General features: G+C 44.6%; 25 protein-coding genes and 1 tRNA gene. 5 read left to right on the forward strand and 21 right to left on the reverse strand.

Translation table 11 applies throughout. The features are described from left to right. Positions 1-62: 62 nt before the first annotated feature. The 18 genes from EMM73_RS13135 to EMM73_RS13220 all read right to left on the reverse strand — a co-directional run bounded on the left by EMM73_RS13135 (position 63) and on the right by EMM73_RS13220 (position 18022). Complete coding sequence (locus EMM73_RS13135) at positions 63-890, reverse strand: flagellin N-terminal helical domain-containing protein (RefSeq protein WP_127686989.1); 828 nt, start codon at positions 888-890, stop codon at positions 63-65. Positions 891-1121: 231 nt separating this feature from the next. After that, complete coding sequence (locus tag EMM73_RS13140; protein WP_127686991.1) at positions 1122-1952, reverse strand: flagellin N-terminal helical domain-containing protein; 831 nt, start codon at positions 1950-1952, stop codon at positions 1122-1124. A 248-nt stretch (positions 1953-2200) separates the two neighbouring features. After that, a complete protein-coding gene (locus EMM73_RS13145; protein ID WP_127686993.1) occupies positions 2201-3031 on the reverse strand; it encodes a flagellin N-terminal helical domain-containing protein in 831 nt (276 codons plus the stop codon). Positions 3032-3322: 291 nt separating this feature from the next. Then, a complete protein-coding gene (locus EMM73_RS13150) occupies positions 3323-4870 on the reverse strand; it encodes a glycosyltransferase family protein (protein WP_127686995.1) in 1548 nt (515 codons plus the stop codon). Between the two features lie 45 nt (positions 4871-4915). Beyond that, positions 4916-6142, reverse strand: coding sequence for a flagellar hook-associated protein FlgL (gene flgL / locus EMM73_RS13155; RefSeq protein WP_127686997.1), 1227 nt, complete (start codon positions 6140-6142; stop codon positions 4916-4918). Positions 6143-6144: 2 nt separating this feature from the next. After that, positions 6145-8172 (reverse strand): flagellar hook-associated protein FlgK, encoded by a 2028-nt coding sequence (flgK, locus tag EMM73_RS13160; RefSeq protein ID WP_127686999.1) that lies wholly within the window; start codon positions 8170-8172, stop codon positions 6145-6147. Between the two features lie 75 nt (positions 8173-8247). Continuing rightward, a complete protein-coding gene (flgJ, locus tag EMM73_RS13165; RefSeq protein WP_127687001.1) occupies positions 8248-9261 on the reverse strand; it encodes a flagellar assembly peptidoglycan hydrolase FlgJ in 1014 nt (337 codons plus the stop codon). Further along, positions 9262-10359 carry a flagellar basal body P-ring protein FlgI gene (locus tag EMM73_RS13170; protein ID WP_127687003.1) on the reverse strand — a complete coding sequence of 366 codons (1098 nt, stop codon included), beginning with the start codon at positions 10357-10359 and terminating at the stop codon, positions 9262-9264. 13 nt (positions 10360-10372) lie between these two features. Next, positions 10373-11053, reverse strand: coding sequence for a flagellar basal body L-ring protein FlgH (locus EMM73_RS13175; protein ID WP_127687005.1), 681 nt, complete (start codon positions 11051-11053; stop codon positions 10373-10375). 10 nt (positions 11054-11063) lie between these two features. Further along, complete coding sequence (gene flgG, locus EMM73_RS13180; RefSeq protein WP_127687007.1) at positions 11064-11852, reverse strand: flagellar basal-body rod protein FlgG; 789 nt, start codon at positions 11850-11852, stop codon at positions 11064-11066. Between the two features lie 22 nt (positions 11853-11874). Next, entirely contained in the window at positions 11875-12618 is a 744-nt protein-coding gene (locus EMM73_RS13185; RefSeq protein WP_127687009.1) for a flagellar basal body rod protein FlgF, read from the reverse strand. Positions 12619-12720: 102 nt separating this feature from the next. Further along, positions 12721-13125 (reverse strand): hypothetical protein, encoded by a 405-nt coding sequence (locus EMM73_RS13190; protein WP_127687011.1) that lies wholly within the window; start codon positions 13123-13125, stop codon positions 12721-12723. Between the two features lie 113 nt (positions 13126-13238). Further along, positions 13239-14588, reverse strand: coding sequence for a flagellar hook protein FlgE (gene flgE / locus EMM73_RS13195; RefSeq protein ID WP_127687013.1), 1350 nt, complete (start codon positions 14586-14588; stop codon positions 13239-13241). Positions 14589-14612: 24 nt separating this feature from the next. Next, a complete protein-coding gene (locus EMM73_RS13200) occupies positions 14613-15356 on the reverse strand; it encodes a flagellar hook assembly protein FlgD (RefSeq protein ID WP_127687015.1) in 744 nt (247 codons plus the stop codon). Between the two features lie 10 nt (positions 15357-15366). Further along, positions 15367-15783: a flagellar basal body rod protein FlgC gene (flgC, locus tag EMM73_RS13205; protein WP_127687017.1), complete on the reverse strand. Its 417-nt coding sequence runs from the start codon at positions 15781-15783 to the stop codon at positions 15367-15369. Further along, the gene (flgB, locus tag EMM73_RS13210) at positions 15783-16184 is read right to left on the reverse strand and encodes a flagellar basal body rod protein FlgB (protein WP_127687019.1); all 402 of its coding nucleotides are present in this window, start codon (positions 16182-16184) and stop codon (positions 15783-15785) included. The genes flgC and flgB overlap by 1 nt, the downstream gene beginning before the upstream one ends. Positions 16185-16245: 61 nt before the next feature. Further along, positions 16246-17085: a CheR family methyltransferase gene (locus tag EMM73_RS13215; RefSeq protein ID WP_222422665.1), complete on the reverse strand. Its 840-nt coding sequence runs from the start codon at positions 17083-17085 to the stop codon at positions 16246-16248. 7 nt (positions 17086-17092) lie between these two features. Continuing rightward, positions 17093-18022 carry a chemotaxis protein CheV gene (locus tag EMM73_RS13220; protein ID WP_127687021.1) on the reverse strand — a complete coding sequence of 310 codons (930 nt, stop codon included), beginning with the start codon at positions 18020-18022 and terminating at the stop codon, positions 17093-17095. Between the two features lie 210 nt (positions 18023-18232). Between EMM73_RS13220 and flgA the strand changes: the two genes are divergently transcribed. The 3 genes from flgA to flgN all read left to right on the forward strand — a co-directional run bounded on the left by flgA (position 18233) and on the right by flgN (position 19720). Beyond that, positions 18233-18871, forward strand: coding sequence for a flagellar basal body P-ring formation chaperone FlgA (gene flgA / locus EMM73_RS13225; RefSeq protein WP_186435217.1), 639 nt, complete (start codon positions 18233-18235; stop codon positions 18869-18871). 76 nt (positions 18872-18947) lie between these two features. Then, positions 18948-19289, forward strand: a complete 342-nt coding sequence (flgM, locus tag EMM73_RS13230; RefSeq protein ID WP_127687025.1) for a flagellar biosynthesis anti-sigma factor FlgM — start codon at positions 18948-18950, stop codon at positions 19287-19289. Then, positions 19286-19720 carry a flagellar export chaperone FlgN gene (gene flgN, locus EMM73_RS13235; RefSeq protein ID WP_127687026.1) on the forward strand — a complete coding sequence of 145 codons (435 nt, stop codon included), beginning with the start codon at positions 19286-19288 and terminating at the stop codon, positions 19718-19720. The genes flgM and flgN overlap by 4 nt, the downstream gene beginning before the upstream one ends. A gap of 60 nt (positions 19721-19780) precedes the next feature. Here the strand turns inward: flgN and EMM73_RS13240 are convergent, their stop codons facing one another. Continuing rightward, on the reverse strand, positions 19781-20236 hold the full coding sequence (locus tag EMM73_RS13240) for an LPP20 family lipoprotein (protein ID WP_127687028.1): 456 nt from the start codon (positions 20234-20236) through the stop codon (positions 19781-19783). Positions 20237-20500: 264 nt separating this feature from the next. On the opposite strand from EMM73_RS13240, the gene EMM73_RS13245 reads away from it, so the two are divergent. Together EMM73_RS13245 and EMM73_RS13250 are read left to right on the forward strand one after the other, a co-directional pair. Then, on the forward strand, positions 20501-21658 hold the full coding sequence (locus EMM73_RS13245) for a flagellar assembly protein T N-terminal domain-containing protein (protein WP_127687030.1): 1158 nt from the start codon (positions 20501-20503) through the stop codon (positions 21656-21658). 113 nt (positions 21659-21771) lie between these two features. Beyond that, positions 21772-21846, forward strand: a tRNA-Arg gene (locus EMM73_RS13250). A gap of 170 nt (positions 21847-22016) precedes the next feature. On the opposite strand, the gene EMM73_RS13255 is transcribed toward EMM73_RS13250, so the two are convergent. After that, entirely contained in the window at positions 22017-22856 is an 840-nt protein-coding gene (locus EMM73_RS13255; protein WP_186435218.1) for an SPOR domain-containing protein, read from the reverse strand. A 10-nt stretch (positions 22857-22866) separates the two neighbouring features. Beyond that, positions 22867-26037, reverse strand: coding sequence for a hypothetical protein (locus tag EMM73_RS13260; RefSeq protein WP_127687034.1), 3171 nt, complete (start codon positions 26035-26037; stop codon positions 22867-22869). Between the last annotated feature and the right edge of the window lie 2 nt (positions 26038-26039).

Here is a 26039-nt window from a genome sequence, read left to right on the forward strand (position 1 = left end):
ACACCGAGAGGCTAATGGGTGACCCCATTTTGCTACCATGTCATTAAGGCTACTTGAAAAAATTAACCTAACAGTGACAAGGCCGCCTGTGGACGCTGATTCGCCTGAGACAGGATAGTAGTACTGGCCTGCTGCAGGATCTGCGAACGAGTCAACTCTGCGGTTTCTTTTGCAAAATCAGTGTCTCTGATCCGGCTACGCGCTGCTGAAACGTTCTCCACAATATTACTCAGGTTACGAATTGTCGATTGGAACCGGTTTTGTAAAGCACCCAGATCCGCTCTTGTGCTATCGATAGATTTAATAGCACTATCGATACTGGCTATTGCCGCTGAAGCACCACCTACACTGGATATCGACAAGTTGTTAATACCCAAGCCTGATGCACCGTAACCGCCACCAGTGCGTGATAAATTCACGCTGATATTTTGTCCGGCATTGGCTCCAACTAAAAACTTAGCGGAGAACTTACCATCCAACAGGTTTAAACCACCAAACTGAGTTGTAGTTGCAATACGGCTGATTTCCGTTTTCAGCGCTGATACTTCTTTTTGCAATGCAACCCTATCTGCCGAACTATTGATACCATTTTGCGACTGAACCGCCAGTATCCGGATCCGCTGCAGAGAGTTGGTAATCTCATCCATAGCGCCTTCGGCCGTTTGTGCCAGAGAAATGCCGTCATTGGCATTGCTGATGGCCTGATTCAAACCGTTAAGTTGGCTTGATAAACGGTTACTGATCTGTAAACCAGCTGCATCATCAGCTGCGCTGTTGATACGAAAACCTGATGATAAACGTTTAAACGCTGTATCCAGTGAACCGCCAGAGTTAATTAACTGACGTTGTGCGTTCAAAGCTGATACGTTGGTATTGACATATAATGACATGGTGTCATCCTCCGGTTAGTAAATAAGTAGCCATAAAGCCTTTCCTTTTTCCTTTGGCAGGAGCTCCTCGCTATAGGTGCGTCAGAGCAGTGCCATAAAGTTGGTCGTACGGATCCGGCGCCCAATGCCTTCCAAATCCAGTGCTATTCGTTTTGTACCCTGCCTTCAGAAGCTGCAGCTTCATTGGTCAGGCGTATGCTCAATCTGTGGACCTGAGTCCTTGTTGTCCCGTTAGCCTCCTAACAAGGACAACGCAGCCTGAGGTCTTTGGTTCGCCTGCGATAAGATGGTAGTGCTGGCCTGCTGCAATATTTGCGAGCGAGTCAATTCAGCTGTTTCTTTCGCGAAATCTGTATCTTTAATCCGGCTGCGTGCAGCCGAAATGTTTTCCACAATGTTCGACAAGTTCCTGATCGTCGATTGGAAACGGTTTTGAATCGCACCCAGGTCGGCTCGTTTCGAATCAATCACGTTGATGGCACTGTCAATCTGTGCCAGGGCTCTGGAGGCGCCGGCTAAACTACTGACACTCAAGCCCGCGACGCCCAATCCAGAAGAACCAAAACCGCCACCCGATCTTGATATATTCACACTGATGATTTGGCCTGCGTTGGCACCTACCAGGAAAGTCGATGAATAGGTCCCATCTAACAATTTCACGCCACCAAACTGAGTGGTTGTCGCGATACGACTAATTTCGGTTTTTAGTGCCGAGACTTCTTTTTGCAGCGCGATACGGTCTGCAGAACTGTTAATACCGTTCTGCGATTGCACGGCCAGTACTCTGATGCGCTGCAAAGCATTGGTGATTTCATCCATGGCACCTTCTGCCACCTGGGATAATGAAATGCCGTCATTGGCATTTCTTACCGCTTGATCCAACCCCTGAATTTGGGCTGTCAAACGATTGCTGATCTGCAAACCAGCCGCATCGTCTGCTGCGCTATTGATGCGAAAACCAGACGACAGTCGCTGAAAAGAGGTATCCAGGGTTCGGCCTGAATTAATAAGTTGTCTCTGCGCGTTTAACGCCGATACGTTAGTATTTACAAATAACGCCATATCTTTTCTCCTGAGCGTTTATTATGTAGAAAGTGGATACGTCATTTTATATTTAATCTAATCCACTCAAATACTGTATCGACACTTAACATTGTTTCTTTAGTTATTTATTTTAAATTTATACATAAACATTCCAATATAAGGCACAAATAAAAAAGGCCATACAGCAATGCCGTATGGCCAAAGAGCATAAAGCTCAGGAGTCGTACTAAAGATCGCTTCAATATCTTCTATTTATTGTTGAAAAATTAACCTTGTAACAAAGACAGTGCTGCCTGTGGCCTCTGATTTGCCTGAGACAAAATCGTTGTACTGGCCTGTTGCAGTATTTGCGAACGGGTTAACTCAGCTGTCTCTTTTGCAAAATCAGTGTCTTTGATCCGGCTTCGTGCTGCCGAGATATTTTCGACAATATTTGATAAATTTCGGATTGTGGACTGGAAACGGTTTTGAATTGCACCTAAGTCTGCCCGTTTGGAGTCAATCACGTTAATAGCGCTATCTATACTTGCAAGTGCTCTGGATGCACCAGCTAAGCTACTGATACTTAAGCTTGCTATACCTAAACCTGAAGAACCAAAGCCACCGCCAGTTCTGGAAATATTAACGCTAATCGTCTGCCCTGCATTCGCACCGACCAGGAAAGTCGATGAATACAGTCCGTCCAGTAATTTCACGCCACCAAACTGAGTCGTAGTTGCAATACGACTGATCTCAGTTTTTAAAGCTGATACTTCTTTTTGTAGTGCAATACGGTCAGCCGAACTGTTGATACCGTTTTGTGACTGTACTGCAAGTACACGAATTCGTTGCAAAGCGTTGGTGATTTCATCCATCGCGCCTTCTGCGACCTGAGCTAATGAAATACCATCGTTAGCATTTCGTATCGCTTGGTCCAAACCATTTACCTGACTGGTTAAACGGTTACTGATTTGTAAGCCTGCAGCATCATCTGCAGCACTATTGATACGGAAACCTGAAGATAAACGTTGAAACGCTGTATCTAAACCTTTTCCCGAATTAATAAGTTGCCTTTGGGCATTTAACGCCGAAACGTTAGTATTAACGAATAAAGCCATTGTATATCTCCTGAGTTTTTATAATTGCAGAGTATTTATTTTTTGTTCCCTGCTTAATTACTGTATCGGTACCAGGAGTTTTTTCTTGAGGATTTTATTTGATTTTATTGAATAAACTTCAATATCCAATATCATTTATTGAGGACAAAAAGGTGGATAACTATAGTATCGGCTTAGGACTTCATAACTTTAACTTAAATACAAGATTTATGCTCACACTCGCAAACGCAAAGGGGAAACCAAAGTCTTTTATGGCGCAAGCCGATGGAAACTCCAGGCGCTGCTCTTGTATTAATGCTGTAGCTGATAGATGTAGCTGTCGTAATCAAGCAATAACGCCTGCACTACGGCTAAACTGTCGGTTGCTTTGGCTGCAGTCTCCAAACAAGTCTGCTTAGAATGGGCTTCAAACTCCGGATCTGTGAGGTAACGCTGAATAAATGCCAATCGTTCCTTATTGGTTGAAAAGACAAAGTCATTTCCAATGTATTGATACACATCACCATAAGCTTCGGTTAATACTGGAATTCCAAGACTTAAAGCTTCAATAGCAGAAGTGCCTCCACCTTGTCGTTTTGGATTAAGCATAAAATGACAGTTTGCTATCAGATCTATGGCATTACTTACGCTGCCACTGAAGTAACTGCAGCTCGCTAGCTCAACTGGAAACCCAGCGATAGTTTCAGGCCCAATAAATACAAAAGCCGACTGTGGAAACTGTTTTTTAATGACCCATAAAGTTTCTATAAAATCTGCACCTACCTCCTGCTCAAGACGATAGCCAACTATGGCAAATTTCAACACATGATCCGTCACTTTACTGCTTTTCACGCAGTCGAACTTTCGTAATCTAAATGGCAAACGACTTGTGAGCACAGGATGGGCCAAAGACAGAGCTGCAATACTGAGCTGATCTTTTTCTGTTAGATCACGATGAAGTACGGGCACGGCGTATAAAGGTGTGACTAAAGATGTGACACAAGGGATATTCAGCACTGGCCGGCTTTGAGCTATGTATTCCAATACCGGATTTAATCCCCCGACGCCGATGATGAAACGTGGGTTGAGTTGATTAATCACATTTATTAAATCAACCAGGTGTTCGGTATCATCCATGGGCGTAATTTGCATAAAATCAAACAACTGATCCCAACATTTGACCGCAGAGCCAGCTTCATAAGGCTGCTGTTGGCCGGTATCCAAATCAAACAGAGTGTCACTTTCGTAGTATTCATTGCGCACTGCACCAAAAAAAATCGGCGCAGGCATTGGATACAGATAATGAGATGACTTAGCTACGCTGGTACAACAAATAACCACAGGATGTTTCCCCATAGCTTTGAACGCGCTGGCATAATTTAGAACCGTCAGCGTTGGACCATGCTGAGTATTAACAAACTGATTGGTCAACAACAACACAATCTCTTCATTGCCACTGCCAATCAGTGGGCTGACCTGACAAAACTCTGAACTTTGCTGACAAAAGTTCTGAATCATCATCTGATACAAAGGCCCACAATCAAACATCTTCGAGTGATCAACAAAATTAGCCCGCATCAATTGGCTGTAGAGCATATTCTGTTGTAAAAAAGGCAAAGTAGCAAAGTAACGAAGTAGCTTCTGACTGTCCACCTGCTGGTCACCAAGTAACAAGAGCTGAACCTTACGCCACATGATTAAAGGCACAGAAACTGGCGTAAAGTTATTTAGGATCTGACGCTTGATATCTGTGGACAAAGGTAAAAAATTAGCATTATCCCAGTTATGAAACTCGTTCACTGGCCAATCATGAGCTTGGAGATACAAATGATCAAATCGGGACAGTTCAGTGATATACATAAGCGGCCTCCTGCCAGGATCTGTAAGACATATCTAAAAACGTGTTTACCTGATGTAATTAAATAAACTCAAGCCTGTCACTTTAGAAAATGTAGCCTGTACAGCCTGCAAAGCAGTTTCTTGTTTCACCAGCTCAGTAATACCTGTGCTGTAGTCCAGTTCCACCACGTCAGCTTTATGAGATTTTGTAGCAATCAACACATCTTCATTACTGCCAAAAATACTTTCAATTACATTTAAACGACCACCAATAGAAGACACAGCAGAATCGACTTTTGTCGAGGCGTTATCAATCTCCACTGTGGCATCAAGGATACGCTCGTTCAATACATCCCCATTGTCACCTGCCTCAATACTTTTTATTAAATCGGTTAAAGAATTGAGAATATTAGTTTTTTCTGGCGGCTGCAGACTAAAACTGACGGTTCCTCCCGGGGCAGCACCTGTCACATCAATAGATAAACCATTGTAATTAATCGGCTCGCCCGCTGTGTAGCTGCCAGTGACGGCAGGCACCATAGCAGCGCCATTACGTTGAACTTCATAATTGGATGGTGCGGAAAAAACTACAGAATAATCATTATTACCCGGTGTTAAACCGTCATAATTTTGCTTATAAAAGTTATCAAATATACTTTGGTTGGCTACGCTGACCTTTGCTGCTGTTACAGGAGCTCCCACACTGGCAGCGCTGGTCTGAAAACGTTTATCTACACTGTCAAAAATACTACGGCCACTGTCATTAGCCGCTATTGAAATAGATAAAGACAACTGAACGGATTTTTGGCCTTCGTCACCGTTAAATTCATAGTCTCCGGTGGCACTATTCAGGCTATAAGGCTGGGTTTGATCCTTAAAACCAGAAAACAAATAACCTCCCAGCTCGTCCCTGCGATTCATTAAATCAAATAACTCATCACGGATATTACCTAACTGATCGCCTATGGCTTTACGATCGTTGTCATCATAAGTACCGTTTCCCAATGACAAGGCCAAAACTCTTGCCCTGTCCATAGCGCCACGCATATTGCTAAGCACAGTCTCCTGCAATTCAAGACTATTGCGGGCAGCAGTATTGTTGCTCTGGTATTGATTGGTCTGTTGGATGGTCGCTTCCAGACCTATAGCTCGGGCTGAACCTGAGGGATCATCGGCTGCAGTCAAAATTTTGGTTTGCTTGCTCAGCATTAAACTTGCAGTTTGTAATTTATCCTGAGTACTTAAAATAGAATCAAGACTCTGGCTATATTGCATATTAAATGTGGTACGCATTATTACCTCGCCGCCTGTAGCAGGGTGTCAAAAATAGTTTGTGAGGTCGACAAAATTTTCGCTGCTGCAGCATAGGTTTGCTGAAACCTGACCAAATCGGCGGCTTCTTCATCCAAACTGACACCTGACAAGGATTCGTGCCAGGAAGTTGTTTGCTCTAACAAAGACTTGGAAGAAGCAGCGCTTACACGAGCCTGACTGGTTTGAGTACCAACAAAACCTACTAATTCCGAATAAGCTTGATTAAAGGTCTGGTATTTATCTGCATTTACTGTGCTTGCAGCATCGATCCGAACCATATCGGCATTTTGCAAATTCCCCAACATCAAGCCGTTTCTGTTGTCTTCGAAACCACCAGTGTTGTACTGGATACTAAAGGTATCGCCAACTTGCGGCACACCTTTAACAGAAAAATCAAAACCAGCATCCGCAAAGTTAACGGAGGCGGCTAATAAATTTTGATAATCAGTGCCTGCATAGGTGACTGTCTCAGTCACAGCTGGGGTACCGCCATCTTCAATCCTGAATTGATTATTACCAAGATAAGTAACAGCTATAGGCCCATCAGTAAAATTTGCAGGTGGCGAGAGTCTGTTTCCAGCTTGTCCTACGCTATTCACTTTAAGCTGATCTATTTCGGCGTTGCCTAAGTTCGTTAGCGTTTTTTCGCTTTTCAGGGGAGATGCAAAAGCCAAAGCTTCAGGCCTATTGGTTGCAAGACTGATGTTTTGTGCCGCACTGGACAAAGGTTTTAAGTCAAATTTGTCCCCTGCTGCAAAAGCGGGCGCACCATTGGCTATGCTGATATTGAGACCAAAAAAATCATTGGTACCATCAGAAGTGACAGTCACAGGGAAAACCACAGCGGTTCGACTAATGGCAGTACCAGGTATAACAGAGCCAGAGGCATCAACAGCTTCAACGGTGAAAGCATCAGCGGCCGTAAACGTAATGCGAATATCATTTGCTGGAATATTTTTGCCTTGTCCCGCAGCAACAGAGGCAGTTATTGTCCCAGCGCCGCTGTTACCGCTAAAAGGCCAGGCGGTGAAGTTAGGTAAAGTAAACAAATCACCACCTAAATTACCATCTGCATTCATCCCTAACTTGTTTTGTGTATTAAACGCATCGGTAAAAGCAAGAGCCAGTTGACCCAGCTCTTTTTGCGCCGGATCCAGCACTGCAGAGCGAAAAGCCAGAGACCCACCAATTTTGCCACCTAACTGCGTTTCAGCAACGTTGATCAACACATTCGGATTAGTGGCAGCCTTGAGCTGCAAGGTTTTACGATTGGGATCAGGGTTACCTGAGACGCTAAATAAGTTAAATTTGCCCCCCTCAATCACTAAAGACTGGCCGCTACTGAGGAAAATTTGTTTATCACCATTGGACGAATCAAGTACATTGATATCGACCAGAGCGGATAACTCTTTAATGGCCTGATCTCTTTTATCCAGTATATCTAATGGCGGTGGTTTTGCCGGATTGTTGCCATAGGCCAATATTTCCTGATTCAACTGTGCTATCACGCTGATTTTTTCATTCGCAGACTGAGCATCAGTTTCTAATTGTTGACTGATATACTTATTCTGCTCCGTCATTTGGTTTGACAATGTATTGAATCTATTCAATAAAGTTTGAGCACTTCCCATCACCAACTGACGTGATGCCGGATTAGTCGGATCGTTAATAGCGGTCTGTAATTGACTGAAAAATGACGATATGCCCGTAGAGATGCTATTAGACTGATCAGACAACAAGGCATCAACACGACTGGCTTCGGATAGGTACTGGCTGGCATAGCTCACAGAGGAAGTATCACGCCACATTTGCTTTTGCGCAAAGTCGTTAACCAAACGCTCTGTAGTTCCCCTGCCAACTCCCAATCCAAGTACACTGGATTCGAACTCAGTGCGTTGTCTGGTATAACCTGGCGTATTCAGATTAGCGATGTTATTACTTGTGGTAGAAAGCAGCGCCGTGCTTGCCAGTATGGCTGAGGTTCCAATCCGAAGTAAGTTATCTGACATCTGAGTCTCCGCTGATGCCTGTGCATCGTTACTTGATTCGTCGGCTGTGCCGACCTGCACTGAAGCTACTATTCTTTAATTAGTATTCGTAAGCAGGTTTCGTGCCTGTTTGAATGTCTCGCTGTTAAATACTGACAGAATTTTCTGTGCATAATTTGGATCTGTCGCATAACCTGCAGCCTGCAACTGCTGAAAATAAGCTTTAGGATTGTCAACAACAGCCAGCGCTTGCTGATAACGGGGATTCGATTTTATAAAATCGACATAATCGACCAGGCTTTGTTCTGGAGATTCATAAGCACGGAATTTTGCCTTTTCCTTTTGCGCCACCCCTTTCCTGTACTCCAGGGTATCAACCACAGCAACCTCGCCCTGCCAACTACTATGTGCCTTGATCCCAAAAAAGTTAAAACTGTTACTCCCTTCCGCTGTTTTAAATGTACGCTGCCCCCAGCCTGTCTCGAGAGCGGCTTGAGCTAACAGCGCCAAAGGTTCTAATCCAAGCTTTTGCGCAGCCTGTTTAGCAGCTGGCATCAACTTTTCAATAAAGTCGCCAGGCGTGTTAAAGCTCCAGTCATCCTGCTGTGATTTTGGCTGTTCAGGCAGAACTTTGACTGACTGAATAGAGGGGGGTTGAGGAACAACAGGGATCTGATGTTCTGGTTGTTTTTTTTCTATCACGCCGACCCGTTTCTGCCCATTTAAAGTGCCTGAGCCTTCGGTGCGCACAGGAGCGGCTTCAGTTGGCAGCCTTAGCATTGAAGCCGGAGTAGTTTTGCCCTTAGTGGGCCGCAACTGCTGTACCAGCAAATCAGCTAAACCTAAACTGCCTTTTTCTGAGAGATCCGTTGCTAATTGTTTATCATACATCTCTTTATAAAACTTGGTCGCATTGGAGTTGAGCGCACCGTCATCTTCGAACACTTCACTGGCTTTGCGCATACTGCTGAGCAACATACCCATAAATATAGATTCGAATTGTTTAGCCGCTTGTTTCAGTGCTTTATCATCATCTCCACCAGAGCTGTGCTTCAGCTGCTGTAAGCTGGTTAAATCATGATAATTGACTTTTTGCTCAACTTTGCTCATTTAGATCACCACAAGCTCACCATGAATGGCTCCAGCTTCTTTTAAAGCTTCTAAGATAGCCATCAGATCGCCAGGCGCTGCGCCCACTGCATTCACAGTACTGACCAGATCATCCAGCGTAGTGCCAGGATCAAATTTAAACATCCGAGACTTATCCGGCCTGACATCGATCAGGGTATTTTGCTCTACAGCGGTCTCACCACCAGCCAGAGCATTAGGCTGAACAACAACCGGATTTTCAGCGATAGTGACAGTTAAACCACCATGAGTCACCGCAGCTGGGAAAAGTCGTACATCTTTCCCTATCACTATGGTGCCTGTTCTGGAATTGATAATTATTTTTGCTGATTGACTGGCAGGCTCCAAGGTCAGGTTTTCCAGTGTCGACAAATAGGATACCCGCTGATTCATATCACGTGGCGCTCGAACCTGCACTGACGATGCATCCAAAGATTGAGCAGTGTCGGGACCGATAAAATTATTGATAGTTTCCGCCAATGTTTTGGCAGTGGTAAAATCTGGGCTGTTTAAATTAAACGTAATAAAATCACCATCGGCAAAAGGAGAAGGAACTTCACGCTCAACCGTAGCGCCGTTGGGGATACGACCCACAGTCGGAGTATTTACCAGTATTCTCGAACCATCAGCCCCCTCAGCACCCAAACCACTGACAATCAACGAGCCTTGAGCGACTGCATACACATTACCATCCAGACCTTTGAGGAAAGTTTGCAACAAAGTGCCTCCACGTAAGCCTTTCGCACTCCCCATGGATGATACAGTAATATCAATTGTCTGACCGGGTTTACTAAAGGCAGGCAATTCAGCATGCACAGCCACGGCAGCTACGTTTTTGATCTGAGACTTCACGCCAGCAGGCATATTGATACCAAAGTTGCTCAACATGGTTCTGAAGCTTTGTTCAGTAAAAGGGCTTTGCTCGCCAGTGCCCGGCAAACCAACCACCAGACCATAACCAACCAATTGGTTACTGCGCACCCCTTGAACACTGGTGAGGTCTTTAATCCGGGCTGCTGAAGCGGGTAAAGATAAAGCTCCGGTTAACACAACCACAAAAAAGCTTTGGAGTAGTTTCATCATTTCACCTGTATCAAAACGGCCACAATACATCAGTAAAGAACCGGCTTAACCAACCAGGCCCCTGACCACCATGAGTTGCGCCAGTGCCACTATACTCAATACGAGCATTGGCTATTTTAGTCGACTGTACTGTGTTCTTTGAATCTATGTCTTCAGCTCGGATCACGCCAGTTAATCGAATAAACTCTTTGCCTGTATTCAAGGTCAGCCATTTTTCACCGCGGATCACCAGGTTGCCGTTAGCCATCACTCGCAGTACGTTGACCGATATATCACCGACTAAACTATTACTTTGGTCAGCTTTAGAGTCACCTTTAAAATCTGAGGTAGCATTAGCACCAAACTGTAAGGTATTGCCCAGTGCGCTGACTTCGCGACCACCTAAACCAATCATGGGATCAAAGCTAGCCGAGCTATCTTTACCAAACTCTGTTTTAGCCGTTTTAGACGCTTGGGTATTTTCTTTTAATACCACAGTGATAATGTCACCAGGCCGGCGGGCTTTATTATCGGAATACAATCCATTGGATAAGCCCTGCGCAAACAAGGAGCCATTGTTCGACAAAGGAACCGCTTCCGGCTCAGGTGGCAAAGGCGCAAAATTCGGATCGTCCGGCCTAGGTTCATTGAAGCTGCCTGCACAGCCGACACAAAGTTGTAGCGTCAGTACCAACAAAATTAACTTGTTCATCTACCTACTCCTACAACTGCTGGATCATGGTACCTAGCATCTGATCAACAGTTGAAATGACTTTGGAATTCATTTCATAAACCCGCTGACTTTCAATCAGGCTAACCAGCTCTTCCGTCACATTGACGTTTGATGTCTCTAAAGCGCCCTGAACTAAGATCCCTCTGCCTTCAAGGCCTGGAATACCTTGCACCGGATCGCCACTGGCCGCTGTTGCAGTGAATAAGTTTTGGCCAATAGGCTCTAAACCGGCCGGATTAACGAAATTAGTTACAGTTAACTGGCCTAAAACAGCTTGATCGACCTGACCAGGCAAACGGACAGAGACTTCACCGTCCTGCGAAATAGTAATGCTCTGAGCATCTTCAGGAATAACGATATTCGGTTGAATTTGATAACCCGCGCCGGATGTAACCAAATTCCCTTCGCTGTCTGTCGTAAACTGACCATTACGGCTATACGAAATGGTGCCATCTGGCATCAAGACTTCAAAAAAACCATGGCCTTGGATCATCACATCCAGGCTACCTTCAGTGGTTATCATATTGCCTTGGGTAAAACTTTTCTGAGTAGCCACTACCTTGGTACCTGCGCCTAACATCAAACCATTTGGCAACTCTGAGTTTTGTGACGAACGGCCACCTGGCTGGTTGATATTCTGATACAACAAGTCTTCAAATACAGCACGGCTCTTTTTAAAACCTATAGTGCTGGCGTTGGCCAGGTTGTTTGAAATCACCGAAATGTCACGCTGTTTTGCGTCCAAACCGGTTTTACTGATCCATAAAGCTGGATGCATGCTAACCTCCCAGGCTTAAGCCTTAGATTATTCTCATCATTTGATTGTGTTGCCGATCAATATCTTCGGCGGTTTTCATCATTTTGACCTGAACTTCAAACTGACGCTGTAAACTGATCATCTGTGTCATTTCGCTGACAGCATTGACGTTACTGCCTTCCACTGCACCACTCATCACTCTGACGGTTTCATCTAATTCTGCGACTTCACCATCTTTACGGCGGAACAGACCGTCAGTGCCTTTTTCTATGTCCTGAAATTCAGGTTTGACCAACTTTAGCCGGGCCACTTCCTGCATCGCATTCGCTGGCGCACCTTCAGGTCGGATATTGATGGTGCCATCATCATTAATTTCCATTTTGCTAATAGGCAGAGGCAATTGAATAGGACCCGCTTCACCAATTACAGCTAAACCTGAAGCAGTTTGCAGCATCCCTTCCGGACTAAGCTGTAAATTACCCGCTCTGGTGTAGGCTTCATTTCCTTGCGCATCCTCTACCGATAACCAGCCTTGGCCTTGCACTGCAACATCGAGATCTCGCTCTGTAATAATAAAAGCGCCATCGTCAAAATTTTGACCTGGACGTTCTGTCAATGAAAACACCCGGGTAGGTAAGCCTTCGCCAAAAGCCTGCATAGCGCGAGCTTGCTCTAAATCAGCTTTAAAGCCTGTGGTGGTGCTGTTTGCAAGGTTATTCGCTTTGACACTGATGCCATTCATATTCTCTTTGGCACCGCTCATTGCGATATAAAGTAAATGGTCCATAGTCAGGCCTCCACTTGAGATAAGTTAAGTAAAGCAAGACTAGTGCCAACAAAAGAAATACTGCTGTTCATCGCAGCTAAACAGCCCAAGCAGCACTGTGGCTCAGATAAATTTAAATCTGCTAAGAACTGAAAATGTAGTCTGTGCGCTGGTGAAATTTGAATTGGATACTTCAATCAGGGCTTTGTATTGAGCAGATGCTGGCAGAGGTGAATTAAAGTGGTGAACCCGACGATCAGCACAGTTATAACGTCCAAGCCAAAGATTAGATGGCCCGTACAAGTTTAAAGTACAACTAACAGACAAAGCTTTTACAGGATCGAAGCCAAGCATCTGAAATTCTTTTGAATTCTCAGGCGACCGAATAATAACTGTTCGGGTTTCAGAGCCTCCAGCCTTTAAAGTAAAGTGGGTCCTGACAAGCATATCTTGCTCCAACCCAGTGGCATGAGCACTATAAGGATTAATCAGCAGCATGCTGCAAAAGAACCGATTCACTAACTTCACAACAACTCCGAAAAAAGTAAGTTGAGCTTCGTTGTAAAACTTCAAACAACAGCGCTAAACACGAAATAACAAAAAACCCAAAGCAAACTGCCTTGGGTTTTTTCGTCATACTATTACCTGATCTGCAACACTGTATTTTGTAAGGTGCTGTTCACTTCAAGCGCCCTTGAGTTAGCCTGGAAGTTGCGCTGAGCTGCAATTAAATCAACCAGCTCATTGGTCAAATTGACATTAGAGGCTTCAAGAGCTGAAGCATTAATAGCACCAAAAGTCCCTGAGTTTGCTTCACCGGCTAACGCCTCGCCAGATAATAAGCTTTCACGCCATGATGTATTGCCGGACTGAGTTAAGCCCTGAGGATTGGCAAATTTAACCATAGCTACCTGAGCAAGATAAGTTTGGTCACCATTGGAGTAAGACGCCATTACTTTGCCGGCTGAGTCAATGTCTACGCTGGTTAAACGGCCTACTGTAGTGCCGTCCTGACCTAAGGTGCCCACTTCAAATTTAGAGGCATACTGAGTAGGCAGTCTTGTACCTGTCTCATCACGAAACTGTATGTTGATGTTATTGCTAAACTGGGCCCCATTGGTTAAATAGCCATTCAGTGGGTCATTTATTCCTGTACCTACACCGGCAGGTAAGATCAGGTTGGGTAAAGACGCTGTTGTAGGCAAAGAGGGAAGACCTGTAGCATCAAAATCCATAGTTATAGGGCCTATAGCGGAATTTGGTGTTAAAGGACCGCCAGAAGGAGAAGCCGGCACTGTATTATTGTCATCAAAGACTGCATACACTGACCAATCGTTGTTTGTCGTTGGCGCCTCACGACGGAAATACATAGTCAGAATATGAGGTTCGCCCAAACTATCGTAAACAGTTGTTGAAGTCGTTGCGTTGTATGAGCCCTGATCCACAGGATTAAATGGGATAGTAGGCGGCGCATTACGCGAATCGACGTTCATTGTCACATAAACGTTGCTTGTTGCTCTTGGTGCACCAGCCGTATTTGGAATTTGAATAGGCTGAGTGGTACTCAAACTTACCGACGTGGTATTGCCATTGGCGGGATTAACCGGAAACCCCTGTAAAAAACCGCCGTTGTTGTCTGAAATAAAATTGTTTTTATCCAGTTTAAAAGCGCCGGCTCTGGTATAAGAATAGTCCCTGGCACCAATTTCAGGAGCTATCGCAAAAAAACCATCCCCTGTAATAGCTAAATCCAGCGAGTTATTAGTGAATTTTAGTGACCCCTGAGAAAACTGTTGTGCCACTTTTGACGTGCTTACACCATCACCTACTTTGGTTTTGTTTGAACTAAACACTGAGGCTGCGTACACATCCGCGAATTCAGCACGGGATTCTTTAAAACCTGTAGTATTGACGTTAGCGATGTTATTCGCGGTCGCATCAATATCCTTTTGAGCTGCGGCCAGACCGCTTAATGCGATATTAAAACTCATAGTTCACCTCAATTCTTATATTGATTAGGTTGCAATTTCTTCAATGTCAGATAGCTTTTTCTGGCCCTGACCGTAAACGTTTAGCAGCAAGCCTTGGGTTGTACCGTTACCCAATGTAATACTGGTGACAGGGGCGTACACTGAGGTTACTATCGCCTCATTTTTACCTGCGATAGTGGCTTCAACTGAAATACTGTAGGCTCCTGCTTTTGCCAGCTCCATCACAGGATTACCTTTGTCGTCTACCTTAGGTGTACCGTCCTCGTTGACTGCCTGAGTATCGGTGGTACCGTCCCAAGGTAGTTGTAATCGGCCTTCCTCTGCTTTTTCGATAGTAACGGAGCGCACTACTACACCATCAGCGTTTTTAATTTGTACTTTGATGTTGGTCGCGCTGTCAGGAAAATTAGCACTGGCAACCACATCATTTTTACCATCAAATACCACATCGTCTGATTTCACCAAGACATACTGCCCCACCAATGAAGAAGCCTGGAGCGCCTGACTGGAATTCATAGAGGTAGCAAAATCTTTAAAGTTGGTATTCATCTGTGCAATACCATCGGCCATGGTAAAGTTGGTCATCTGCGCTATCATCTGGTCATTCTCAACAGGCTTAGTAGGATCCTGATAAGCGAGTTGCTGTGTTAACAGCGCAAAAAAGTCCGACTGGGTGAGAGCTCCATTGCCTTCGGATTCAGGCGTAGTAGGCTTTTCTCCCCAGTACATTCCATCCAAAGCAGTTCTATCATTAGTTACATTACTCATGCGTCATCCCTTACCTTTGCCCCAGCATCAGCGTACGACTGACCAACTGCTTAGCTGCATCCGCGACCTGCACATTGGTTTCGTAAGAACGTGATGCTGAAATCATGTTGGCCATTTCTTCCATAATGTTGACGTTAGGCTTGTAGATATAACCATTTTCGTCTGATAACGGATGGTGAGGTGCATACTCCACGTTCAGCGGTGCATCAGACTCCACAATACCTAGTACCTGCACCTTGGCACCAGCCTGCCCTTGCTGGGCCTGCTCCAGTGCAGTGGCAAACACCGGATGACGGGCTCTGTATGTTTGGTCAATGCTACTACTGACGCTATTCGCATTCGCCATATTACTGGCGGTGGTATTCAAGCGCACTTGTTGTGCGGCCATGCCACTACCGGCTATATCAAAAATATTATAAAGGCTCATTATTGACCTCCTCCGGTAAGGGCTTTTTTCAGACCACTGATCCTGCTATTGAGAAAGTTCAGCGTTGCCTGATATTCCATGCTGTTGCGGGTAAAAGCATTTCGTTCTTCGTGAATATCGACTGTATTGCCATCCCCTGTATCAGGTTGATTTGGAATACGGTACTGAGAATCAGCATGGCGGGCTGTGGAAATTTCAAAATGCCGTGGATCGGTGCGGCCGAGCGAGCCAGATTGGCGTGATTGAGCACCAGCCAAAGCGGTTTGAAAGTTCAGATCTTTTGCCTTGTAACCCGGTGTATCAGCGTTTGCGATATTTTCGGCCAAGACTTGTGAACGTTTGTCGCGGATCAGTAATGCATCTGGGTGAAGCCCGAATGCTTTTTCAAAGCTGATTGCCATTATTGCCATCCTGTTTTTCAGAGATGGCAAATACTAAGCAAAACTCAGGCCAGATTTTTTGTCAGACTTTTTTCCGGTACACAATACCAGGGTTACAACGTAGCATTTCAAAGTCGTTATTCAGGCTGGAAAGGGATTCTGAAGCACCAAGAAACAAGTAACCACGCGGGTTTAACGCTTGTGAGAACTGCTTGATAATTTTCGTTTTTACTTCAGGAGAAAAATAGATCAGCACATTCCGACAGAAAATGATGTCAAACTTGCCCAGCAGGGTGTAGCTGTCCAGCAAGTTTAAATGGCGGAACGAAACATTTTTACGAACGGCATCTTTTAGCCGCATCATGCCATTGCCGGAATCGTCAAAAAATTTGCTGCGCCGCTCTGGCGATAAACCTCGCGATAGCGCCAATCCATCATATTCTGCGCGTTGACAATGCTCTAGCATGGCGTTAGAAATATCAGTACCTAAAATATGCAGACCCATAGGGAAGGCTGAAGGTTTACTTTGTTGATATTCCAGACCTGTCATCGCAATTGAATAGGGTTCCTGCCCTGACGAACTGGCGGCTGACCAAATTTTGACGGTTTTATGAGTTTTTTCAAATTCAGGCAAAATTTGTTTTTTCAAAAGCTCATACGGATAGCTGTCGCGAAACCAAAGTGTCTCGTTTGTGGTCATGGCGTCTATCACAGCGGAACGCAATTGCCGTTCAAAAGGACTTAAGGTTTTGTTCAATAATTCAGATAACGAAGACAGACCAAAGCGCTGCATCAAGGGCGCGAGGCGGCTTTTGACCAGATACTGTTTATTGTCACCCAATACGATACCGCATTGTTGTTCGAGAAAATCCCGAAACAGGCGGTATTCATTTTCCTGCAGCTCTTTGTTTGCCACTAACATAAAACCTCTAATCAGTATGCAACCATTTCCGCACGGATTCGGCTAATTCATCGGGATTAAATTTCGCAATAAAATCGTCAGCACCCACTTTTTGTACCATCTGCTGATTAAAAACACCACTTAACGAAGTATGTAAAATCACATGTAATGGTTTTAACTTTGGATCGAGCCGAATTTCTGCAGTCAAGGTGTACCCATCCATCTCCGGCATTTCAATATCGGAAATCAAAAGCCCTACTTTATCCGTGACCGAGTTTTGGCAACCAGCCGCGGTTTCCTGCAAATAAGTAAGGGCTTCCCGACCATTATTCACCAAATGCATCTGAACGCCCAAACCTTCCAGAGCTCGCTTTACCTGATTTCTGGCTACAGCGGAATCATCGGCAATCAATATCAGCCTGTCGCCCAAATCTTCACTGATGGTCGAAGTCACAACATTGCTACTGATACTGGTTGGCGAAGGCGAGATTTCTTCTAATATTTTTTCAACGTCAATGATCTCAACCAGTTCTTTGTCTATCTCGGTAATAGCCGTCAAATAGCTCTGCTTACCACCGGTGCCTTTTGGTGGCGGCATGATAGAGCCCCAATTGATATTGATAATACGCTCTACAGACTGAACTAAAAACCCCTGCACAGAGCGGTTGTATTCAGCGATGATGATAAAACAGTCTTTGGTATTCTCTATAGGGCGGCCGCCTGTTGCCAGGCTTAAATCGATCACGGAGATAGTCTGACCACGAATATGAGCTATACCCCGAACGTATTTATTGCGTTTTGGAATAGCGGTCAAAGGAGGACATTGCAGCACTTCACGCACTTTAAATACGTTGATGCCAAAACGTTGACGGCCATGTAAGCGGAATAATAAAAGCTCCAGTCTGTTTTGCCCAACCAATTGAGTGCGCTGGTTGACCGAATCGAGAATACCCGCCATAGAAGACTCCCCTGCCTGAAAGAATTTAGTGGTCCTAGAAAATCGGGAACGATTCTTGCTTAGGTCACTCTAGAATTAAAAATGACTGAAAATTGACATACTTAAGTATGTTATAACCCTTTGCCGTTAAAGCATAGCTGAAACCTTATGAAAATGTACGATAAATTTTTTAGAGCCGTCTTATTCTATGCGTTATTCGCAATGCTATTTATGCCGCCATTTTTTGTACAGGCTGAGAGTTTCAGCCCGCAACAACTTACGACTGCAGTACAAGATTGGCTGGCACTGCAAGACGAAGTAACTGCAGGCACTCAAAGCCAAATCAAAGCCTTTGATTCGCGCCTGGGGTATAAAGAGTGCAGTGAGGAGCTACAACTAAGTTTTGCTGGCCCTGTGAATAATCAAGCTACAGTGCAAATTCGTTGCACAAGCCCACAACAATGGCAGCTCTATATTTCTGTTCGCTTTAGTCAACAAACAGAAGCAGTGCTGAGCTTACGTAATATTGCTTTAGGTTCAATGATTACTGCCGATATGTTAACCATGGGACAAGCGGATTTGCGACTCGCCAGAGGTTCTTTGGTAAAAAACCCGGCCACTGTGCTAGGTGCCAGGGTAAAAAGAAGTTTGTCTGCAGGACAAGTTGTCACATTGCAGGATCTTTGTCTTGTATGTAAAGGCGATATAGTTACAATTAGTGGTTTGAATAACGGGCTTGAAGTCAGGGCCATCGGAATAGCTCAGATGGATGGCATTCTAGGTGACCAAATTCAGGTCACTAACAGGCAGTCCAACAGAACAGTGGTAGCTGAAGTTGTTGCAGTGAAAAAAGTTGCAGTAAAATTTTAAATACTGGCTAAAGTTTTACCGGGCGCTGCCGTTATACAAAGTAAGGGATCCGAAGCCGGATGAAGAGGGTAGAAAAATGGCGATCAATGTAAACACAGGCCTGCCAGTCACTCAACAAGTGAAAGCGGACAAAGCCGAACAACAAAACGTTCAGAAACAGCAAGTTGCACAACAACAGGCTGTGCAGCAGCAGGTCACTACAGGCTCAGCTGCGCAAAAGCAGGATTCAGTGTCACTGACTTCTCAGGCTCAGCAATTCAGCAAAGCCCAAGATAAAGCAAAAGCTAGCTCAGGTATTGATCAAGAGAAAATTGACAAGATCAAACAGGAAATTTCTGAGGGAAAATACAAAGTGAACGTAGAACAACTGGCACGTCGAATTGTCCAGTTTGAAGGAGAACTTTTTAGTAAAAAATGAGTAGCGCCTCCTCTTCTATTCTCACCCTGTTAAACCAGCAAGAGCAGCATCTGGATGAGTTGCTCTTATTGCTTCAAAAAGAGCTGGACGCCATCCGGACTCGTGATGTTGAAGCTCTCAAAACTACCACCGATCAGAAAGTTCATTTGCTCGAGCTTGTTCAGGCGGCCGATCAGCAAGTTGCTGCATCACCAGAACTTGCAGGAGCCAAAACACAAAGTTGGTTTCAAGAGCAGTTGAGTCGTCTGGAAGAAAAGCTGACTCAGTGTAAATTCCAGAATCAGGTCAACAGCCAAAGCGTAGAGCAAAGTCAGCTGGTGATTGAACGTTTTAAGACCGAATTACTGCAAAGTCGTGGCCGTGCAGGGCTAACCTACACCAGTAAAGGCAAAGCAGCTCAAGTAGATAAAGGTTCCGGCATCAAAGCATAAAAATGGCATCAGCTAACATTAGTTGCAATTAACTCATGTCATCTAACCCCATTTCTTGTTTTAATAGTATTTCACATTTTTGATACGGCGCGTTGGCTGGCTGTTTAAATACAAATCGTAAACCTGTTTAAAATCTAACTCCAGTTCAGTCGCGTACACATCACCCACAGGGTAAGTTTTGACGACTCTGGCTCCACGGATAATACCACTGACCGATGAATTCAGTTGATCATTACCAAGCATCATCTGCTGTAGATTAGCGTTAGCGTCAATTCTTTGGCCATACACTTGCTCAGCCAACTCTCTGTAAGCTTCCAGCTTTGAGGCTTTCATCGCCATCAACATGCGCTCCTGCTCAGTTGCTCCAGGTTGCTGACTTAAAGGAGCATAACCTACGGCTTTTAACACAGGAAAACTTTGGGGCTGTACCGTTTCCCATTCTACATGGCGGTCAGCAACCATATTGCAGCCTGTTAAAAAGGTTAGCAATACTGCGCTGATTGTCAGTTTTTTCATCATGGCCTGCCTCTGCCTAATTAGTTGGACAAAATGATGCACAATCTATGCCTTTTCTATCACTACTGTACAGAGCAAACAAAATATCTTTGCCCGTCACGGCCCCCTTCTGTTACTACGCCCATAGGCAAGATGAAAAATCGAGCGTTGTCATCCCTACGCCAAAGCTTACTTTAACTTCTAACTGCCAGCCAGAAGATACATAATGCATTAAGGCACGGCTTTTGCTTAACACCTGATAGATATTTTCTTCGAGGGTTCGTCATGCGTTTATCAGCACTTCGCTTGTCACTACTGGCTGTATCAGTACTGCCAGCTTTAGTTTCAGCCGACTGGTATGAAGCTGCAGGTCAGGCCGTGCTTCGGGCAGGAGACAAAGTCGCAGCAAGAAAGGCCGCGACCGAAGATGCGGTGCGCAAGGCGTTACTTTATTCAGGGGCTTCCATCCGCACTGTGCAGCAGGTGACTGACGGCTTATTGACCCAAGAGTCGATGTTTTTGCACAGCCAAGGTGAAGTACAAAATGTTCAAATCATCTCCGAAACCGAAGAAAATGGTTATATTAACGTTACAATCAGAGCTGATATCTATCCGGATCAAAATCAGTGCACTAATTTGCGACTCAAGAAACAGCTGCTAATCAGCCCCTTTGTTATTGAAAACAGGGAGCAGGCTCTTGTGGGGCAGTTATACGAATTGGATCAGGCCAGTACCAATCTGTTCATACAAAAATTGGAAGAATCTTCAAGCTCAAGCCTGCTCAAACTGCTACCCCACCCCATCAGGCAGCAGGAGCTCAGTTATGCCGATCGCGGTGCTTTACAGCGTAATTATGGTGGTCGCTATTTATTGAAAGCCAGTTTAGCCGATCTCTCTTTAGGAGAGCGGGTTGGCACTAACTGGACTTTTTGGTCCGACCCTGACCGGGAACGTTTTTATCAGCTACAACTGGAGCTATCTGACATCCAGCAGCACAAAATACTGTTCAGTCAAACCTATCAAACCTCTGCGGTCTGGGATCTTCGTGAAACCACAGTCATCAGTCCGAAAACTCAGCGTTTCTGGCATACGGATTATGGCAAATCTATAGCTCGAGTATTAAATGCGGCGGCGCAAGATGTAGAGGAAGCACTGCGCTGCGAAGCCGTGCTGGCTGATATCACACTGGTGGATCAGCACAAAGTATTGCTCAACCTGGGCAGTAAACAAGGCCTCAACATAGGTGACGAATTGTCCATACTCTATCGCCGTCAGCACAAAGACAGCTTTGGCCAATTACAGGACCAATTGACCGTCAGTGAATTGAAAATAAAAGTCACAGAACTGACTCACAATAACGCCTGGGCACAGAGTGTAAATATGGATTTACTGGCGAACGTTCAGGTGGGTGACGCTGCGACTTTGGTGAGTAATTCAAAGTAAAATCCAGATCCATGAATTCGCTGAAGTAGCAAATTGTTCAATAAAGAACCTGTTGATTCAACTGGAGTTCACAGAGTTCGACAGCTGTGTTAGTTTATCTACCTACACAAGTTCGCTCCATAGTTAAATGGATATAACGGCCCCCTCCTAAGGGGCAGTTACAGGTTCGATTCCTGTTGGGGCGGCCATTTTTGCATCATACAATTGAGTCCGTGGTGGCTTTTGTGCTGGTACATCTGCTGTTTTCAGACATTTCTGATTTTCCAAGCTGAACTAGAATCGAAAGGCTCAATCGTCGAGCAAAAAAAGAGCCATTAATGGCTCTTTTTTCTGGCAGTAAGCTCAGTGTGGAATGTATTTATAAATCGGCGACGTTTTTAACACCATTGTTACTGCCGATGAAACATTGTCCACCCTGCCCGACAATGCTGCTGCACGCACTACGAGCATCAGCTACGGTCAAAGTTCCCATTGCCTTCAGGCGATAGAAAGTGGTATTACCTTTTTGATACTTTTCATACAAAGGTTCCATTCCTGAAAGTATTGAACTGTGTCTTCGTTGCATTTGAGTCCAGGTGCTAACCAGCTGATTTGGATTTACTACTGACGCGAGCTGCAATGCATAACGTTGTTGTAATTTAACTGTTTCTGCTACCTCAGGAATCAACTCAGACTGCGGCACTGCAGCAGTATTAGTGTCAGCTTTAAATTCTGCAGTGACCTGAACGTCCTTACCCACATCAACTATTGCTGCGACTGTTTCAGTGTTCACAGCTGTAACCTGGGGAACACCAAGGGATTCAGTTTTCTGTTGCGCTTGTTCGCTGGCCGGATTAACTTGGCTAACCAGCGCCATGGCATTACTCTCTGGTTTAATAACAGCTGGAGGCTCGAGGGTTTCGTGAAACACCTGTTTATCTAACACTTCAACCTGAGTGTTATTATGTGGTGACTGAATGTCAGACTGATAATCAGGATTATCAGCATTTGCCAGTTGGTCAAGGGTAACGATTAACTCTTTCAATTCTGTTTCACTGGCAACCAACCTTTGTAAGCTAGGTTTTAATCGACGAAACTCAGCAAGCTCTGCACTGATCTCGTCTGCACTGAGGTGGTTGGAGTTCACAGAGCTGGAGGACGAGCATCCAACCAATAGTGCGCAGGTTATTAACGACAAAGCTAAGCGGTTGACCTTCATTGGAAAGACCTCACAATTTGAATTCAAAATAGTTAACATCGCAGCTAAAACCTCGAGCTTTTAGTCTTGCACAAATAGCGTCAGCCTCATTTTTCTCTTTTAAAAAAGCGGCTTTTAATTGATATTTGTTGAGATCTTTATCCCACAAGTAAAAGGGACTCATTCTGGATACATTCATCCCTGAATTACCAACTAACCCCCAAAATGCTTTTAATACCACCAAAGAATTGAACCGTCCCATATCGACTGAAAAACCTTGAGTGAACTCCATCTGCTCTAAAGCAAAATCTGCGCCATCAAGTACAGCACCATCCCCTTTTACAGAAAAAAGTGCAGATTCTTTATGGCGTAAGTTTTTGTTTCGGCTTGATTTTGGATCGACACGGATAAAATACTGCCCAGGCAGTATGTCATTGAATAAGTAGTAGCCATCAAACTCAGACTGGGTACTGGAGATGAGGTTGTTCTTTTTGTCCATCAGTTGCAGCTGTATATAGGCGACAGGCTGTTCCGCGTCTCCATCCTCCGCCTGAGAATAAATACGACCCTCTATTTCGCCCCCAGTAGTTACTGGAAAATCAATAACTTGTAGCAGACCTTTACGAGGAGTAACAGCGACACCTGAATTCGTTGTCAACATAAAAGGGTCATCCAGGCTTCGTCTGTCTAAAACTATGTCAGTTTTTTTACCTGATTGCATAGAGGTCATTACAGCAAAACCTCGCGCGTCTGTGGCGGACTGCCGCTGCGTTTGCAAGGAACGCACAACAGCTCCAACTACAGGTTTTTCACCTTCGTCAAACTGCTGGTTGTTATTTTTATCCTCATACACACGAGCAACTACGCTGCCGCTGCTGGTTAGAGGGCGACTTGAGATGATAGGAGCTGCAGGATCAGTACCAAAAGAAGTTCGGGCTGAAAGTCCAAAGACCCAACCGTTGAGCTCACTGTAAGCCGCGTAGCTACGCAGACTCACCATGTCATTCAGCCAAGAGATACTGCCCGAATATTGCGAAGCACCCGTCTGCAAATACTTATTAAAGGAGACTGCCAAATTTAAGTTATTTTGAATGCTTTTCGATAAGCTAACATCATAACTGATAATATCTGAGTAAGGTTTAACCGCATAACCGGCACCTATTCGCGTTGTTATACCTGCAATAGAATTTCTATATTGTACTGAGCCAAGCACACTTTCAGAATAATCGGGCAACAGAATAACGTCATCAACTACAAAGTCATCAGAAAGGATAGCCTCGCTGCCTGTTGTATCTTGGTTTACTATCGAAAACGGGCGCTCAATTCTTTTGAAATTTAAATTCTCAGTCCAGCGAATAGCGTTTGATAAAGTGCCGTAAGGGGAATTCAAACTCAACGAATTTGTCACCGAAGACTGCTCAGATCCATTACTCCGTTCATTCTTCGTCCAGGAATTTCGTGTAGTCAGTCCAAATCCAGCCTGTTTGAATAAGTCTGCGGAAAAACCAAAAGCATAGGTGTCATAGTTTAATTCCGGATCATCTTTTGTCTTATAGCTTTGAGTGGAAAATGACAGGGGAATGTTATAAATCCGGCTTCTGAGTGAATGATTCACTGATATATTATCTGAAGAATCTGAACGGTAGCCATTGCTATACAGTAGTTGATTAAACACCGTCATATCTGTAGTGATACCGTAAGCATTCAGATTTTCACCTTGGTCCGGTTTAAAATCAGTAAAGTTTGCACCTAAAGACAACCAGTTAGTAACACCATACCTGACTTGACTGCCAAACAAATATCCATAGTTATCTGACGTGGTTACAGTATCTCTGATCCCCAACATGGATTTGTTGAGCTGTACGTAAGAAGCATCATACACCAGGCTTCCTAAAGTAGTTGAATTGCCATCAATATAGTAACTTTGTGTTAGTCGATTGACTTGACCTTCTGGACCAAACCTGACAATTTCGAAATCATTGTTGCCAAAATAAAGCTCGATATCGTTAAACTCATAACGACCGTTTTCTATTGATAATTGCTGTGCTATCAATGCGCCGTTTCGATAGAGTTCAACATCCCAGCCGTTTTGCACTTCACCTGTAATATTCACTTTTTGCAGGTTAACCAGATCAGTCTGAGAGGCGTTGGTCAGATACAAGCCGCGACTTTGCTCCAGAGTCTGGGTAAAACCGGCAGAGACAGGAGTAACATCACCGAACTCGACCCGAGATAACAGACCCACTTTTCCTCCCTCTGTCGCTTCAAAGTCTTTGGCTAACTTTAGACGGCCATCACTCACCAACTCCTTGTCATTGCCAGTTAAATACAGCTCAGAATTCAGATGAACAAGATCCCCAGTACTCAGCAGTGAATAAGAAGAAGTATTATCGCCTTGTTTAGCTACTCTTGTACCCAGCTGAAGATCCACCAAGGGTCTGGAAAAGGTTGTCATCGCGTTGTTTAGCCATGGCATCACGGATTCCTGAACTTCACCAGCGGATCTGATTTGTCGCCCTTGCCTGGCTAATCGAGCTTCTATGGGCAAAGTTTTATCCGAATCCAGATAAACAGTCAGGCTTTCTTCATTTATACGGAAAGTGAGGCCAAACCACTGCTGCAATTGAGTCACTGACAGATAAAAATCGTCGTCTAAGAGTCCAAATTGCTCAGGTGTCAGCTTAATAGCATTGCTGCCAATACGACCAGTTGCGCCTTCTTCGGTTACCGTTAACTCAAACCTGTTTTGTTCATCATAAATCCAGCCATCAAACTGCTGAGTGTCAAGGTTGTAATTAATGGCGACATTTAAAAGTGCCATCAGGTTGGCTAAGCCAAATCTGAGGCCGTCAACACCCTGATAAGCCAGCACCTCTGACAAGGTATAATTCCCTAGCCTCAGGGAAATAATCAATTCTTCATCAAGATTAAAACGACTGGTCTCAGGTAATGTTTCAGCGCTTAAAGCAAAAGCACTATTAGAAGCAGTCACTGCAGCTGCAGAAGAGGAGGACTTTGCCTCAGAAGAGACGACAGTATCTGGTTGGACAGCCAATTTCTTTCGTAATGACGAAAGAAGATGTCGGACTTTTTCGTTGTTAAGCGCAGCCTGCTGGTCAGGCTCAGCAGACTGCACATCAGAAGATATTGAAAGAACAGAAGCACATATAAAAACTGTAAAAATACGATGTTCTGTCAGCACTC

This window comes from Rheinheimera sediminis, assembly GCF_004005375.1.
Taxonomy (GTDB): domain Bacteria; phylum Pseudomonadota; class Gammaproteobacteria; order Enterobacterales; family Alteromonadaceae; genus Pararheinheimera.

What these genes read in the sequence shown, in the direction of transcription:
- EMM73_RS13135 (WP_127686989.1), bottom strand. Translation starts at nt 890, where the DNA reads ATGTCATTATATGTCAATACCAACGTATCAGCTTTGAACGCACAACGT.
- EMM73_RS13140 (WP_127686991.1), bottom strand. Translation starts at nt 1,952, where the DNA reads ATGGCGTTATTTGTAAATACTAACGTATCGGCGTTAAACGCGCAGAGA.
- EMM73_RS13145 (WP_127686993.1), bottom strand. Translation starts at nt 3,031, where the DNA reads ATGGCTTTATTCGTTAATACTAACGTTTCGGCGTTAAATGCCCAAAGG.
- EMM73_RS13150 (WP_127686995.1), bottom strand. Translation starts at nt 4,870, where the DNA reads ATGTATATCACTGAACTGTCCCGATTTGATCATTTGTATCTCCAAGCT.
- flgL (WP_127686997.1), bottom strand. Translation starts at nt 6,142, where the DNA reads ATGCGTACCACATTTAATATGCAATATAGCCAGAGTCTTGATTCTATT.
- flgK (WP_127686999.1), bottom strand. Translation starts at nt 8,172, where the DNA reads ATGTCAGATAACTTACTTCGGATTGGAACCTCAGCCATACTGGCAAGC.
- flgJ (WP_127687001.1), bottom strand. Translation starts at nt 9,261, where the DNA reads ATGAGCAAAGTTGAGCAAAAAGTCAATTATCATGATTTAACCAGCTTA.
- EMM73_RS13170 (WP_127687003.1), bottom strand. Translation starts at nt 10,359, where the DNA reads ATGAAACTACTCCAAAGCTTTTTTGTGGTTGTGTTAACCGGAGCTTTA.
- EMM73_RS13175 (WP_127687005.1), bottom strand. Translation starts at nt 11,053, where the DNA reads ATGAACAAGTTAATTTTGTTGGTACTGACGCTACAACTTTGTGTCGGC.
- flgG (WP_127687007.1), bottom strand. Translation starts at nt 11,852, where the DNA reads ATGCATCCAGCTTTATGGATCAGTAAAACCGGTTTGGACGCAAAACAG.
- EMM73_RS13185 (WP_127687009.1), bottom strand. Translation starts at nt 12,618, where the DNA reads ATGGACCATTTACTTTATATCGCAATGAGCGGTGCCAAAGAGAATATG.
- flgE (WP_127687013.1), bottom strand. Translation starts at nt 14,588, where the DNA reads ATGAGTTTTAATATCGCATTAAGCGGTCTGGCCGCAGCTCAAAAGGAT.
- EMM73_RS13200 (WP_127687015.1), bottom strand. Translation starts at nt 15,356, where the DNA reads ATGAGTAATGTAACTAATGATAGAACTGCTTTGGATGGAATGTACTGG.
- flgC (WP_127687017.1), bottom strand. Translation starts at nt 15,783, where the DNA reads ATGAGCCTTTATAATATTTTTGATATAGCCGGTAGTGGCATGGCCGCA.
- flgB (WP_127687019.1), bottom strand. Translation starts at nt 16,184, where the DNA reads ATGGCAATCAGCTTTGAAAAAGCATTCGGGCTTCACCCAGATGCATTA.
- EMM73_RS13215 (WP_222422665.1), bottom strand. Translation starts at nt 17,085, where the DNA reads ATGTTAGTGGCAAACAAAGAGCTGCAGGAAAATGAATACCGCCTGTTT.
- EMM73_RS13220 (WP_127687021.1), bottom strand. Translation starts at nt 18,022, where the DNA reads ATGGCGGGTATTCTCGATTCGGTCAACCAGCGCACTCAATTGGTTGGG.
- flgA (WP_186435217.1), top strand. Translation starts at nt 18,233, where the DNA reads ATGCCGCCATTTTTTGTACAGGCTGAGAGTTTCAGCCCGCAACAACTT.
- flgM (WP_127687025.1), top strand. Translation starts at nt 18,948, where the DNA reads ATGGCGATCAATGTAAACACAGGCCTGCCAGTCACTCAACAAGTGAAA.
- flgN (WP_127687026.1), top strand. Translation starts at nt 19,286, where the DNA reads ATGAGTAGCGCCTCCTCTTCTATTCTCACCCTGTTAAACCAGCAAGAG.
- EMM73_RS13240 (WP_127687028.1), bottom strand. Translation starts at nt 20,236, where the DNA reads ATGAAAAAACTGACAATCAGCGCAGTATTGCTAACCTTTTTAACAGGC.
- EMM73_RS13245 (WP_127687030.1), top strand. Translation starts at nt 20,501, where the DNA reads ATGCGTTTATCAGCACTTCGCTTGTCACTACTGGCTGTATCAGTACTG.
- EMM73_RS13255 (WP_186435218.1), bottom strand. Translation starts at nt 22,856, where the DNA reads ATGAAGGTCAACCGCTTAGCTTTGTCGTTAATAACCTGCGCACTATTG.